This window comes from Aerococcus sp. 150760013-2, assembly GCF_053627715.1.
This window is the reverse complement of record NZ_JBSEYI010000009.1, coordinates 43467-58760: the sequence shown is the minus strand read 5'-3', so window position 1 is coordinate 58760 and position 15294 is coordinate 43467. Positions and strand designations below refer to the sequence as shown.

12 protein-coding genes and 1 pseudogene are annotated in these 15294 nt (G+C 39.6%); 12 read left to right on the top strand and 1 reads right to left on the bottom strand.

The window, feature by feature from the left end; genetic code table 11:
• The first annotated feature begins 157 nt into the window (after window positions 1-157).
• The 4 genes from rpsB (at window position 158) to frr (ending at window position 3361) form a co-directional block, all read left to right on the top strand.
• Window positions 158-916 (top strand): 30S ribosomal protein S2, encoded by a 759-nt coding sequence (gene rpsB / locus ACUW85_RS06240; RefSeq protein WP_026465945.1) that lies wholly within the window; start codon window positions 158-160, stop codon window positions 914-916.
• A 153-nt stretch (window positions 917-1069) separates the two neighbouring features.
• The gene (gene tsf / locus ACUW85_RS06235; protein WP_026465946.1) at window positions 1070-1948 is read left to right on the top strand and encodes a translation elongation factor Ts; all 879 of its coding nucleotides are present in this window, start codon (window positions 1070-1072) and stop codon (window positions 1946-1948) included.
• Between the two features lie 119 nt (window positions 1949-2067).
• A complete protein-coding gene (gene pyrH / locus ACUW85_RS06230) occupies window positions 2068-2787 on the top strand; it encodes a UMP kinase (protein ID WP_048729212.1) in 720 nt (239 codons plus the stop codon).
• Window positions 2788-2800: 13 nt separating this feature from the next.
• A complete protein-coding gene (gene frr, locus ACUW85_RS06225; protein WP_016897475.1) occupies window positions 2801-3361 on the top strand; it encodes a ribosome recycling factor in 561 nt (186 codons plus the stop codon).
• A gap of 186 nt (window positions 3362-3547) precedes the next feature.
• Here the strand turns inward: frr and ACUW85_RS06220 are convergent.
• Window positions 3548-3910: pseudogene (locus ACUW85_RS06220) on the bottom strand (response regulator); the annotation flags it as partial.
• Window positions 3911-4115: 205 nt separating this feature from the next.
• On the opposite strand from ACUW85_RS06220, the gene ACUW85_RS06215 reads away from it, so the two are divergent.
• From ACUW85_RS06215 to ACUW85_RS06180, 8 genes are all read left to right on the top strand, one after another.
• The gene (locus ACUW85_RS06215; protein ID WP_182023457.1) at window positions 4116-4856 is read left to right on the top strand and encodes a polyphosphate polymerase domain-containing protein; all 741 of its coding nucleotides are present in this window, start codon (window positions 4116-4118) and stop codon (window positions 4854-4856) included.
• Complete coding sequence (locus ACUW85_RS06210) at window positions 4846-5523, top strand: DUF4956 domain-containing protein (RefSeq protein WP_182023456.1); 678 nt, start codon at window positions 4846-4848, stop codon at window positions 5521-5523. The genes ACUW85_RS06215 and ACUW85_RS06210 overlap by 11 nt, the downstream gene beginning before the upstream one ends.
• A gap of 74 nt (window positions 5524-5597) precedes the next feature.
• Window positions 5598-7373 (top strand): carbohydrate-binding domain-containing protein, encoded by a 1776-nt coding sequence (locus ACUW85_RS06205; RefSeq protein ID WP_259345397.1) that lies wholly within the window; start codon window positions 5598-5600, stop codon window positions 7371-7373.
• Window positions 7370-7498, top strand: a complete 129-nt coding sequence (locus ACUW85_RS06200; RefSeq protein ID WP_259345395.1) for a hypothetical protein — start codon at window positions 7370-7372, stop codon at window positions 7496-7498. Before ACUW85_RS06205 ends, ACUW85_RS06200 begins: the two co-directional genes overlap by 4 nt.
• A gap of 309 nt (window positions 7499-7807) precedes the next feature.
• Window positions 7808-8554 (top strand): isoprenyl transferase, encoded by a 747-nt coding sequence (locus tag ACUW85_RS06195; protein WP_149358499.1) that lies wholly within the window; start codon window positions 7808-7810, stop codon window positions 8552-8554.
• A 14-nt stretch (window positions 8555-8568) separates the two neighbouring features.
• On the top strand, window positions 8569-9366 hold the full coding sequence (locus ACUW85_RS06190; RefSeq protein WP_149358498.1) for a phosphatidate cytidylyltransferase: 798 nt from the start codon (window positions 8569-8571) through the stop codon (window positions 9364-9366).
• A gap of 47 nt (window positions 9367-9413) precedes the next feature.
• Window positions 9414-10679 (top strand): RIP metalloprotease RseP, encoded by a 1266-nt coding sequence (rseP, locus tag ACUW85_RS06185; protein ID WP_182023455.1) that lies wholly within the window; start codon window positions 9414-9416, stop codon window positions 10677-10679.
• Between the two features lie 90 nt (window positions 10680-10769).
• Complete coding sequence (locus ACUW85_RS06180) at window positions 10770-15089, top strand: PolC-type DNA polymerase III (RefSeq protein ID WP_149358496.1); 4320 nt, start codon at window positions 10770-10772, stop codon at window positions 15087-15089.
• The last annotated feature ends 205 nt before the right edge of the window (window positions 15090-15294 follow it).

Below are 15294 nucleotides of genomic sequence, written 5' to 3'. Positions count from 1 at the left end.
ATGGCTTGAAAAGGGTGGTGGATTATGGTAATATATTCGAGTGTCAAATGACACATATTTCACACCTTATGGATGGAATCGCGTGGTGCTAGTATTCGCTAGTGGCGAGTCTTTGAAATAGGGGCGGAAAAATAAAAACCAAATGGAGGAATTTAACATGCCAGTTATTAGCATGAAACAATTATTAGAAGCTGGTGTTCACTTTGGACATCAAACACGTCGTTGGAACCCTAAAATGGATAAATACATCTTTACTGAACGTAATGGTATTTACATCATTGACTTACAAAAAACTGTTAAGTTAGTAGACCAAGCTTACAACGCTATGCGTGATTTAGTAGGTAACGATGGTATCGCGTTATTCGTAGGTACTAAAAAACAAGCACAAGATTCAATCGCTGACGAAGCGACTCGTGCAGGTCAATACTACGTAAATCACCGTTGGTTAGGTGGTACTTTAACTAACTGGGAAACTATCCAAAAACGTATCAAACACTTAAAAAATATTAAAGAAATGGAAGTAGACGGTACTTTTGACGTTCTTCCTAAAAAAGAAGTTGTTGGCTTATTGAAAGAAAAAGAACGTCTAGAAAAATTCTTAGGCGGTATCGAAGATATGCCACGTATTCCAGATGTTATGTTTGTTGTTGACCCTCGTAAAGAAAAAATTGCGATCCAAGAAGCACACAAATTAAACATCCCTGTTATCGCTATGGTTGATACTAACTGTGATCCAGATGACGTAGATTACGTAATCCCTTCAAACGATGACGCTATCCGCGCTATCAAATTGATCACTGGTGGTATGGCTGAAGCAATTCTTGAAGCTAAACAAGGCGCTCAAGAAGAAGCTGAACAAGATGTAACTGTTGAAGACTTCAAAGGTGACGAAGTCTTAGACGAGGTTGCTGAGTAAGCATTGCTTTAGTTGAAGATTACTTCAATTAGTAGTAAAATATAAACAGTAGATGGCTATCTGATTAAGTTTGTCTAAGCTATATTCGGCTTTCCTTCTTAGTTAAGATAGCCTTTTTTTAAAGAATGCATGCAATTAGGAGGAAAATTTTAAATGGCAATTACTGCAAAACAAGTTAAAGAATTACGCGACCGCACTGGTGTAGGTATGATGGATGCTAAGAAAGCCTTAGTTGAAGTTGACGGAGATATGGACAAAGCTATCGACTTCCTACGTGAAAAAGGTATCGCTAAAGCTGCTAAGAAAGCTGACCGTGTTGCTGCTGAAGGTTTAACTAAAGCTGTTGCTAAAGGGAACGACGCTGTAATTGTAGAAGTTAACTCTGAAACTGACTTCGTTGCACGTAACGATCAATTCGTTGAATTACTAGAAACTGTTGCATTAGCTATCTTAGAGCAAAAACCTGCTACTGTAGAAGCTGCTTTAACTGATGTAACTGTTGAAGGTAAAGACTTAGATACATACATTAAAGAAAAAGCTGCTGTAATCGGAGAAAAAATCTCATTACGTCGCTTTGAAACTTTAACAAAAACAGATGACCAAGAATTTGGTACATACTCTCACCAAGGTGGACGTATTTCTGTTCTTACATTAATTGACGGTAACAGCCCTGAATTTGCTAGCATGGTGTCTATGCACATCGGTGGTATGAAACCTCAATTCTTAAACGAAGAATCTGTACCTGCTGAAGTTTACGAACATGAAAAAGCAGTTCTTACTGAACAATCATTAAACGAAGGTAAACCAAAAGAAATCGTTGAAAAAATGATTACTGGTCGTTTACGTAAATTCTTCGCAGAAATCTGCTTAGTTGATCAAAAATACTTATTAGATGACAGCAAAACTGTTGCAGAAGTTGCAAAAGAAAACAATGCTGAAATCAAAGGTTTCTTCCGTTTTGAAGTCGGCGAGGGTATCGAAAAACGCCAAGACGACTTTGCTAGTGAAGTTGCTGCTCAAATGGGTAAATAATTTAACAACATCCCGATATAGACTTTTTGAATTTGCTTAAAATAGAGAAGTAATGAAGAGGGAATTTAAAATAGGTTGGGAAAGGTTTCTTTCTCAACCTTTTTAGTAAGGAGAATAGAATGACAGAACCTAAATACAAACGCGTTGTTTTGAAACTTTCAGGTGAGGCTTTATCTGGTAACAATGGTTTCGGTATTGATCCAGAAACAATGAAGGGTATTGCTAAAGAAATCAAAGAAGTCCACCGTTTAGGCGTACAAATCTCAATCGTCGTAGGTGGCGGTAACATTTGGCGTGGTAAAACTGGGGAAGAAATGGGTATGGAACGTGCACAAGCAGACTACATGGGTATGCTAGCAACAATCATGAACGCCCTAGGTTTACAAGATGTTTTAGAAAACATTGGCGTGCCAACTCGCGTACAAACTTCAATTGACATGCGTCAAATCGCGGAACCATATATCCGCCGTCGTGCTGAGCGTCACTTAGAAAAAGGACGTGTTGTTATTTTTGCTGGGGGTACTGGTAATCCTTACTTCTCAACAGATACAACAGCCTCTCTACGTGCTGCTGAAATTGAAGCAGATGTTATTTTAATGGCGAAAAATGGCGTAGACGGTGTATATTCAGACGATCCTCGTAAGAACAACGCTGCTGTTAAATACGAAAAATTATCGCATTTAGAAGTCATCAGCAACAATCTACAAGTAATGGACACTACAGCTTCATCATTAAGCATGGACAACAATATTCCTTTAGTTGTATTCAACCTAAATGAAGAAGGCAATATCCGCCGTGTTATCCTTGGTGAAGAAATTGGTACTACAATAGAAGGGTAAGGGAGAAATTTCAATGGCTATTGATAATTTACTAAAAGAAACAAAAGACCGTATGTTGAAATCTGAAGAAGCATTTACACGTACGCTTGCACGTATCCGTGCTGGTGTGGCCAATGCTTCTTTACTAGACGGCATTACTGTTGAATACTACGGTGTACCAACTGACTTACGTCAATTGGCAACAATCACTATTCCAGAGCCTCGTATGTTACAAATCTCTCCATACGATAAAAGTTCTTTAAATGATATCGACCGTGCATTACAACAATCTGACTTAGGTATTCCACCTACAAATGATGGATCTGTAATTCGTTTGATTATCCCAGCTTTAACACAAGAACGTCGTAAAGAGTTAAGTAAAACAGTTGGAAAAGACTTGGAAGACGCTAAAGTAGCTATCCGTAACATCCGTCGTGACGCGATTGATGAAACGAAAAAAGCTGAAAAGGCAAAAGAAATCACTGAAGATGACGTACGTTCATACGAAAGTGACATTCAAGACTTAACAAACGCTGCAATTAAAAACGTTGAGAAAATCGCTTCTGATAAAGAAGACGAAATCATGAACGTTTAATCTAGCATCTGTTCAGACAATAATACAAAGAAAGCCAGCAGGCATCCTATTAGATGACCTGCTGGCTTTTTTCGTTAATCTATATGGGATATTTTGCTGGTCGATTATGTAAACCGGGGTGGCTATTGAACTTCTTGTTAATCGTAGTTTTTGCGCAAACGAATGGTAAATATGACGCCTTGAGGATGACCGTCTTAGTAGGGCACGAATCCGTAGCAGTAATTCTTCCCTGTAAAAAGGCTTGGTTAAATAATCATCAGCTCCCGATTGAAAGCCCTCGACTTTGTCTTCTAAACCGTCTTTTGCGGTTAGGATAAGGACGGGGGTTTTGATATGGTCAGCTCTCAGTTTCGATAAAATCTGATAACCATTCATACCAGGAAGCATTAAGTCGAGAATAATCAGGTCATAAGTTTCCCCACTGGCTTCATATAGGGCATCATCCCCGTTATAGACTTGTGTAATTGCTACTTGGGCTAGGTCCAAGCAAATTTCTTTAATATTATCAGATAAAATTTTGTCGTCTTCTACGATCATTATTTGAATCATGCGGTCACGCTCATTTCTCTGCAAGTTTTTATTAGCTTATCATGTTTAGTCCGAAAAATAAAAAGACTTAAGAATTTTTAAAGTAAAAGACATTTAAGTTAACTTTAAGCTTGAACGTGTAAATTAACATTATCGCAAGAGGCGGTAAGCAATAATCCAGTAAACAAGCTTATCTTAGTGCCTTAAGAATTGATGAGGAAACATCATGAAACTTAAAAATGTTTTTCAACGTAAGGAAACTAAATACGTCCTGAGTCAAGAAGATTTCCATAAATTCTTCCATGACCTACAAAAAGAAATGGCAGTAGATGAGTATGGACAACATACCATTTTATCCCTCTACTTTGATACCGATGATTTTCGCTTAATCAAAAGATCAATAGATAAACCAGTCTATAAAGAAAAATTCCGTATACGTGCATACGGGGTACCTGGAGAAGACTCATTAATCTTTTTAGAAATTAAGAAGAAGGTTAACGGGATTGTCTATAAACGCCGAATACCTATGTCATATGATGAATATCTAAACTGGTTAGAATGCGGTGAATTCCCAGATGAAGCTGGGGAAAACAACCTACCAATTTCTAAACAGATTGAATCTGAAATTACTTGGCTATTCAAAAAGAATCGGACATTAGCACCAAAAGTCCTGATTGCCTATGACCGTATTTCCTTATTTGACCACGAAGATGGCGAATTTAGGGTGACATTTGACCAAAATATTCGCTACCAAAATGACCAACTAGGCGTCATCGAAAATGATGAAGGGGACTTGGTTGCGCCAGAACTGGGTGTACTTATGGAAGTGAAAGCTTTAGGGGCCTATCCATTATGGTTTGTCAGCCAACTAGACAAGTACCAAATTAGAAAATCAAGTTTTTCTAAATACGCAGAAACTTACGAACGTCACTTATATAGAGAGGAAGAATTATTACATGTTAACTAGTATATTTTCAGGAGATATCTCAACTTTAGTATTTAGCCAAGTATTAATCTGTTTCCTGGTATCCATTGTCTTAGGGATTTTGGTGGCCGGTGTCCACATGGTCAAAAATGCCTATTCTAAAAACTTCATTATCACTTTAGCCATACTACCTGTTTTAGTTCAATCAGTTATTATGCTGGTTAACGGAAACTTAGGTACAGGGGTTGCCATCCTAGGGGCCTTCTCACTCATTCGCTTCCGTTCAGTACCTGGTGGTTCCCGTGATATTGCCTCAGTATTCTGGGCAATGGGTATTGGTTTAGCGACCGGTATGGGTTACGTCGGTTATGTCACTATTTTCTCAATTATCGTAGCTACTTTACTCGTTATCTTATACAAATTACCATTTGGTGAAGATGGCAATAATATCAAACGTGAATTAAAAATAACTATTCCAGAAGACTTAGATTACCCAGATTTATTTGAAGATATTTTTGAAAAATATACGGATATTGCCAGCCTAGAAAGCGTTCGTACAACTACAATGGGTAGCCTATATGAATTGCGGTACCACTTATTGATGAAAGATCCAACTGTTGAAAAAGCCTTAATCGATGAAGTTAGAGTACGAAATGGTAATCTGCCAGTCGTTTTAGGTAAAGTTGCCACAACGCCAGATACACTGTAGAGGTCAAACCAAAGAAATTTTGAATCAAAAAATATTAATTCTGACAAGTCCCCATCATAAAAGAAGAAATACACATGAAATATAAAATGAAAAAACTAAATAGTAAAAAGATCATTATGCCCATACTAGTAGCTAGTTTGCTACTAGGGGCTTGTGATCAAACTGTACAAGGGTCATCTACAAGTGACTCAACTACCACGTCTAGCGAACAATCAAGTACAAGCTCTAGCGTTAGCGATGAATCAAATGGTGCTGCTACGGACACCTATGGTACATATGAGGATGAAGATATAGAGACCTCATACGTCAGCGAAGAAGCACAAACCATTACCTTGTCTGATGACGGAACAGAAGCTGTTGATGGGGTAACTGTAGACGGATCAACAATGACGATTACTCAAGCAGGTACTTACGTCATCGAAGGGAGTTTAAGTGACGGGCAATTACAAGTTTCAGTAGGGGCAGAGGATAAAGTAAACTTAATCTTCAACGGGGTAACCATCAATAATGAAGACGGTCCGGCCGTATATATTACTGAAGGGGAAAAAGTCGTCACAACCCTTGCTTCAGGTACAACCAATACCTTAACAGACGGAACTTCTTATACCTTAGCAACAGGTGAAACTGAACCGGATGCTACTTTCTATTCAAAAGCGGACTTAGTCATCAATGGTGATGGTAAATTAGTGGTTGAAGGGAACTATTCAAATGGTATCCGTTCTAAAGACGACCTAATCTTAGTATCAGGTGAATATGAAGTGACTGCAGTGAATAATGCCCTAAAAGGTAAAGATACAGTAGCTATTTTAGATGGTACATACAACCTAACCACAACAGAAGGTGATGGTATCCAAGCCAAGAATGAAGAAGATGCAGACTCTGGTAATGTCTATATTGATGGTGGTACCTTTAACATCAATTCAGGACGTGATGGTATTCAAGCAGTCACAAAATTAGCTGTTCAAAACGCAGATATTACCATTCAAACGGCTGACGGTTCAACATCCACAGATATTGATACTGCTGAATCTTATAAAGGGTTAAAAGCCACTGGTACAGTAGAAATTTCATCAGGTATACTTAACCTAAATACTGCCGATGATGGTATACACGCAAATAGTGCTATTAGCATTCTTGGTGGTGAGATGACTATTGCCTCAGGTGATGACGGTAAGCACGCCGATGAGACCTTAACAATTTCAGATGGTACGATTGATTTACAAGAGTCATACGAAGGGATTGAATCTTCAGTCATTCAAATCGAGGGTGGTGATATTTCTGTAGTCGCTTCAGATGACGGTTTAAATGCTGGTGGTGGTTCTGATACAGAAACAACAGCTGGTACATTTGGTGAAGATAGCTTTGCCGGCGGTCAAATGCGTGGCGGCATGGAAGTAGATGAATCGAAACAATTGATCATCACAGGAGGTACATTAGTTGTCGACTCTGAAGGTGACGGTCTTGATTCCAACGGTACAGTAGACATGTCTGGTGGTGTCGTGATTATAAACGGGACAACAACTGGTGGTAATGGTAGTTTAGATTACTACAGCTCATTTAATATTACTGGAGGCACTTTAATTGCCACAGGTACTTCGGACATGGCGCAAAATGCCTCTGAAGGTAGTCAAGTTTCCTTAGGTATTACTTACGATACAACACAAGAAGCAAATGAACTAATTAGCCTTTTAGATGAAGAGGGGAATGTAGTGGTTTCCTTCACACCGACAAAATCTTATAGTCATGTAGTAATTTCTAGCCCAGACTTAACTACAGGTACATATACCTTAGTATCTGGTGGTAAAATGATGGTGAAGAAAGCAATGGCTTATATGAAGGTGGTAGTGTGACAAATGGTACGGAACTTGCAGACCTTTCTGTAACGGAAACAATCACAAACCTCACATCATCAGGTGAAACTGCGAGTGCAACTGGCATGATGGGTGGTGGTCAACCAGGACAGCCAGCTCAATAAAACATAATTAAATTTGAAAAAATCACCGGAGAGGTTAGCTTAAGGGCTAGCCTCTTTTGGTTTAGCAAATGTATACATTTGCATGTTTCGTTAAAATCATTTTAAAAATATGTGCTTTACTGCCACCTGTCTAGATAGATTACTTACCAGCGACTATCTACTTGTAATATTTTCTTTTTTTATATCAAGGCACACCTAAACTTTAAAGGCGCCTGTGCATAGTAAAAGAACTGCTGAGCTAGGGGATAAGTATAGGTTTTTCTCCAAATTTTTGATACAATTGTTTAGAATTACAAATGGAGGTTCAATATGGTGACAGAAGTAAACTATAATCCAGAGTTACTAGTACCCAATCACATCGCGGTGATCATGGACGGAAACGGTAGATGGGCACAAGCTCGCGGATTAAAACGAACAGACGGACATTCAGAGGGATTAAAAGCCCTAAAACGTGTTGTCATCGCAGCACATAAAATGGGCGTGAAGGTACTGACAGCATATGCCTTCTCAACTGAAAATTGGAAGCGACCAATTACCGAAGTAAATTATTTAATGGGCTTACCCAAAGTATTAAACGATGAAATCTTACCTGATTTAATCGACAATAATGTACAAGTTCGCATGAGTGGAAACTTCGATAAAGTACCACTAGGGACAAAGAAATATATTCAAAATGCCATGAATCGTACTAAAGACAACACTGGTTTAATTTTGAATATTGCCTTTAACTATGGCTCACGTGATGAAATCACCAAAGCCGTTCAAAATATTGCCACATCAGTAGCAAATGGCGACTTAAAAGTGAAAGATATTTCTGAACAAACCATTTCAGATAACTTATATACAGCTCAATTAGGTGAATATGCTGACCCAGATTTATTGATTCGTTCAAGTGGAGAAGTTCGTTTATCGAATTACTTATTGTGGCAGTTGGCCTATAGTGAAATGGTGTTTACTGACACGAAATGGCCAGACTTTGATGAAGCTGTCATGCAAGAATGTGTTGGCGAATTTCAACGTAGAAACCGTCGATTCGGAGCGATAGATACCAAATAGAAAGAGGGGTTCTCATGACACAAAGAGTTATCAGCGCTGTTGTTGCTCTTGCCATTTTTATCCCACTTTTATTTATGGGTGGTCGTCCTTTTGACTTGATGGTAGCGATTATTGCAATGGTTGCTTACTATGAAATTTTAAAAATGGCAAAAATTCCATTCCCCTCATGGCGGGGGATTATCGGTTTAATCACCATGATGTTACAACTACTGCCGTCTTATTATCTAGCACTACTGCCACAAGAAATCGACTATATGACGCTTTACTTCGCTGGTTTAGCCATGTTATTGATTATAATGGTCTTCAAACCAGAGGATATTAACTTTGAACAAGTAGGGGTCATTAGTTTAGCGGCTTTATACGTTGGCCGTGGTTTTCACTTATTAATTGAGACGAGATTAATGGGGCTCTTGCCGGTTATTTACGTTTTAATCATTATATGGGGGAACGATACCTTTGCCTATTTAGTCGGTCGCCAAATTGGCCGAACTCCCTTAGCACCAAAAGTATCACCTAATAAAACCATTGAAGGATCATTAGGCGGCATCATAGGGGCCTTTATATGTTCAAGTATTGTCCTTTATTTTAACAACATCTTTGGCATATCAATCATGGATAATTTGATTTTAGCCGTGATTTTAGGCTTTTTAGGACAGATTGGTGACTTAGTAGAATCATCCATAAAACGGACTTACCAAGTCAAAGACTCAGGTAATATTATGCCCGGTCATGGCGGTTTCCTTGACCGTTTTGACAGTCTCTTAATGGTATTACCCATGTTTTATTTCTTGATTCCATTCTTAGGATCTTAACCAGTCTCATCGCTTTAATAAAGCTTTATCATAGTAAGGAGCGCATTATGACGACCATTATTGCATTTATATTTATATTTTCAGTTATCGTGATTGTCCATGAATTTGGGCATTACTATTTTGCCAAGAAAGCGGGCATCTTAGTCCGCGAATTCTCTATCGGTATGGGACCGAAAATTTTCCATTTCGAAGCTGAAGAAACGACATACACGCTACGCATGTTGCCAATCGGCGGTTACGTCCGTATGGCTGGATTAGAAGAAATGTCAGACGCCCTAACTAAGGGCATGCAAGTCGTCATCGAACAAGGTGAAGACGATATTGTAGACACCATTTCGTTGGAAAATGAGGGCCAAAATTTTGCAGGCTTACCTTTAGAAGTATGGGCAGCTGACTTAGAAGAAGAGATGTTCATTGAAGGTATTCCTTACGGTAGCGAAGAGAAGGTCCGTTACCAAGTGTCAAAAACAGCTAATATCGTTGAATCTGACGGAACGATCGTGAAAGTCGCGCCCATAGAACGTCAATTCCAATCTGCCAACATCTGGCAACGACTAATCGTTAACTTCGCTGGACCAATGAACAACTTTATTCTAGGTGTTTTAGCTTTCATCCTACTAGCCTTCATGCAAGGCGGTGTCTGGTCAAACGAAGCCGAAATTGGTGTCGTTCAAGCAGACTCTGCAGCTCAAGCAGCAGGACTAGAGGCCGGTGACCAAATCGTGTCAATCGACGATCAAGCGGTCGAATCATTTGACGATATGCAAGCCATTATACAATCAAACCCAGACCAATCACTTACTTTTACCATCAACCGTGATGGTCAAGACCAAGAAATTTCTGTGACACCACAAGCAACAGAGACAGAATCAGGTGAAACAGTTGGGGTAATTGGGGCCCAACGAGCGCAAGATACGTCATTTATGGCCAAAATCACCTTTGGTTTTACAAGCGCTTGGACCATGATTACAGGTATTTTCTCTATAATTGGTGGTATGTTTAAAACAGGCTTTGATATCAACAACTTTGGTGGGCCAGTTTACATGTACCAAACGACCTCGCAAGTCGTTTCCTTTGGGATGACAGGTATTATTTCTTGGCTAGCTTCTTTAAGTATTAACTTGGGAATTGTCAATTTACTACCCGTACCAGCTTTAGACGGTGGTAAAATAGTCTTGAACCTGGTCGAATTGGTCCGAGGTAAACCACTACAAGCTAAAACAGAAGGTATGATCAATATCGTAGGTGCTGTTCTAGTCATTGTCCTAATGATTGCAGTTACTTGGAACGATATTATGCGCATGTTTGGCTAATTAATCTATTGCATCAATTCAATTAAAAACAGTAAGTCAGAAGGCCATAGTGATGGCCTTTTGTTATTAAACAGGAAAGGAATTGAGTCTATGTCAGAATCTAAAGAAGCCTTATTTCAGGCCTTATTAGGACAAATTCATTGGAACGATGAAAACACGGCTATCCAAAATGGTTGGTTAGAAAATGTCGTGGTCCATACCAAATCACGGTTGTGGCAATTTAAAATTGGCTTACCAACACGTATAGATGCCGCGACTTTCTTAACCTTTGAAGAACACTTGAAAAAGGGTTTCGACCATGTTGGGGCAGTGGACTTTTCAATTGAGGTTGCTGATCAAAGCCAACCAACAAATCAAGCTGTCCTAGACTACTGGCCAATCATAGTTAACCGGTCTGGTATTTCAAACGGGATTGCTAAAGCCACTTTCCAAGGGCAATTACCCTCATTTGAAAATAACCGCTACTATATTCGCGTGGACAATCAACCATTAAAACAACTCATCCAAGAAAACTACCTTGAAGTTATCAAACAAAATTACCAAATGGTCGGATTTCCTAAGGTGCCGTTTGAAATTATTATCGATGATGAAACGGCCAAAGACCGGCGTGATGTCTTTGTAGAGCGGGCCAATGAATTAGCTGAACAACAACAAGAAATGGCCAAAAAAGCAGCTGAAAAACAAAAAGAAATGGCTGTTGCTGGCAATAATGGTCAAGCAATTAAAGTGGACAAAATTCAATTAGGCAAACATATCCCCGTTGACGACAAATTAAGAGCCATGAATACTTACGTTGAAGAACAACGGTTTGTATCCATGGAAGGTGTAGTCTTCGATGTTGAAGTTAAAATATTAAAAACCGGCCGTCGCATTTTAAATGCCAAAATTTCGGATTATAGCTCAGCATTCTTAATTCAAATGTTTTCTAGAACGGATGAAGATATCGCCATTTTTGACGCCATCCGCAAGGGTATGTGGTTGCGAGTTCGCGGTGATTTGCAAATGGATGACCGTTTTGCCCGTGACCTAGTCCTAAATGTTCGCGACTTGGAGCAAATTACCAAGGCTAAACGCCAAGATAATGCTGACAAGAAGCGGGTTGAATTACACGTTCACACCAATATGTCCATGTTGGATGCGACTAATTCAATTTCCGATTTCACCAACCAAGCTAAAGATTGGGGACATACAGCTATTGCGGTCACTGACCATGCAACCCTGCAAGCTTATCCAGAAGCATCAGGGGCGGCTAAATCCACTGGTTTGAAAATGATTTACGGTGTTGAAGCCAATATCGTGGATGATGGCGTCCCTATCGCCTACAATCCGGACCATATCGAATTAAAAGAAGCAACCTATGTCGTATTCGATGTGGAGACTACTGGATTATCAGCTATTTACGATAACATTATCGAATTAGCGGCCGTTAAAATGCAGAACGGTAATGTGATTGATACTTTTGAGGAGTTTATTAATCCAGGACGACCACTCTCGGCTACTATTATTGATTTAACGGGGATTACTGACGCCATGTTAGCCAATACCCGGACTGAAAAAGAAGTGATTACGGACTTTAGAGAATGGGTTGGGGACGCTATTTTAGTGGCCCACAATGCCAGCTTTGATATGGGCTTTATTGATACAGCTTACAACCGACATGGTTTTGACAAGTCCCATAATGCCGTAATCGATACCTTAGAAATGTCTCGTTTCTTGCATCCAAACCTGAAATCGCATCGTTTGAATACCTTGGCCAAACGCTATAATGTGGCCCTAGAGCAGCATCACCGGGCTGTATATGATGCGGAAACCACAGGTGCCTTAGCCTGGATTTTTATCAAAGAAGCAGCCACTGACCATGAGATTTTCTACCATGATGAGTTGAACAAAGATGTTGGTAAAGGGGACGCCTTCAAGCAAGGTCGACCATTCCACGCCATTTTGCTGGCTAAAAACCAAACAGGGTTAAAAGACCTATTCAAATTGGTATCTGCGTCAAATATCGACTATTATTACCGAGTACCTCGAATTCCGCGGTCACTCTTATCTAGTCACCGAGAAAACTTGCTAGTCGGTTCAGCCTGTGCAGGCGGTGAAGTATTTGAAGCTTTAATGCAAAAAGGGAAGGTTGAAGCAGAGCAAAAAGCTGGCTTCTACGACTACTTGGAACTCCAACCAAAGGCAGTTTACAAACCTTTGATCTTAGATGAATTGATTCAAGATGAAGAAACGCTTGAAAAAATCATGAAAGATATGCTTGAAATTGGGAAATCGGTCAACAAACCTGTTGTTGCAACAGGAGATGTCCATTACCTAAATGAAGAGGATAAATTGTATCGGGAAATTTTAATTAATTCGATCAAATCTAACCGGACCAAAAACTTCCCAGAAGCTCATTTCCGTTCAACTGAAGAAATGTTGCGAGAGTTTGCTTTCCTAGGCGAGGAAACGGCATACCAAATTGTCGTTGAAAATTCCAATGCCATTGCAGACAGCATTGAGTTTGTGGAACCTTTGAAAGACAAATTGTATACACCAACAATTGAAGGGGCGGAACAGGAACTGACAGATATGTCATTTGAAAAAGCCCATGAAATCTACGGTAAAGAACTACCAGAAATCGTAGAGGCTCGCTTAGATAAAGAATTGAAATCTATTATCTCCAATGGATTCTCGGTTATTTACCTGATTTCACAAAAACTGGTGAAGAAATCGAATGACGACGGCTATATCGTTGGTTCCCGTGGGTCAGTAGGATCCTCATTTGTAGCGACTATGTCAGGGATTACGGAAGTAAATCCGCTGGCGCCGCATTATGTTTGCCCGAATTGCCACTATAGTCATTTCTTTACTGATGGATCGGTGGGGTCTGGGTTCGACTTGCCAGATAAATCTTGTCCTGAATGTGGGACTAACTTGGATAAAGACGGACAAGATATTCCATTTGAAACCTTCTTAGGATTTAAAGGGGACAAGGTACCTGATATCGATTTGAACTTCTCTGGAGAATACCAAGCCCGCGCCCATGCCTACACTAAAGTCCTTTTCGGTGACGACCACGTTTTCCGGGCGGGAACAATTGGTACAGTCGCGGATAAAACAGCCTTCGGGTATGTACTAGGTTACGACCAAGATAAGAATTTAAATCTTCGTAAAACCGAGAAAGAATTCTTAGCCAAGGGTGCAACAGGCGTTAAACGGACAACCGGTCAGCATCCAGGGGGGATCATTGTTATCCCTGAAAATATGGATGTATATGACTTTACCCCAATTCAATTCCCGGCTGACGACGTGGAATCTGAATGGAAAACGACCCACTTCGATTTCCATTCCATCCATGATAACGTCTTGAAATTAGATATCCTTGGGCACGATGACCCGACAATGATTCGTAAATTACAGGATTTATCCGGCATCAATCCAACCGAAATTCCAATCGATGATCCAGAAGTATATGAATTATTCAATGGGACAGAAGTTTTAGGTGTTACCAAAGAACAAATCTATTCCAACACTGGTACATTAGGCATTCCCGAGTTTGGGACCCGATTTACCCGACAAATGCTTGAAGCAACCAAACCTTCAACCTTCGCCGAACTACTGCAAATCTCCGGATTATCGCATGGTACAGACGTTTGGTTAGGTAATGCCGAAGTACTTGTCCGTGAAAAAGGGCTACCGCTAAGTGAAGTTATCGGTTGTCGTGATGATATCATGGTTTACTTAATCCATCGTGGTCTACCTGAATCAGACGCCTTCCAAATAATGGAGAAAGTTCGTAAAGGCAAGGGGTTATCTGACGAACACAAGGCCATCATGCGTGAATACGACGTGCCGGAATGGTATATGGATTCATGTGAAAAAATCAAATACATGTTCCCGAAAGCCCATGCCGCTGCCTATGTATTGAATGCCATGCGGGTAGCTTGGTTTAAAGTGAAACATCCAATTTGGTACTACTGTGCTTACTTATCAGTACGGGCGAGTGACTTTGACCTTGTATCCATGTCGAACGGGAAAGAATCGACTAAGGCCAAAATTAACGAAATCAATGCCAAAGGAATGGAAGCTTCGACTAAAGAAAAACAATTGTTAACAGTCCTTGAGATTGTAAACGAGATGTGGGAACGTGGCTTTACCTTAAAAATGGTTGATATCAATAAATCTCATGCAACTGAATTTATTATTGAAGAGGACAATACTTTGATTGCACCTTTTAGAGCCATTGACGGTTTGGGTACAAACGTGGCCAAATCTATTGTTGCAGCACGTGAGGAATCACCGTTCTTATCCAAAGAAGACTTACAAACTCGTGGTAAAGTGTCTAAATCATTGATTGAATACATGACCGAGAATCATGTATTAGATGGTTTACCAGACCAAAACCAATTATCACTATTTGATTTTTAAAAGCGCAAAACAGGATTACCTATCATCTTGAAAGGTAATCCTGTTTTTTTGAGCGTTATTTTTTGTTGTATCTATCAGATTATGTTAACATAATATTGTATGCATCATTTTTAAGTGAATCCGTTCGCTTAACCGCAATATTCGCAACAAATCACACGCCAGTGTTATGTTTATTTGTTGCTTTTTTCAATGTATATTGATTATT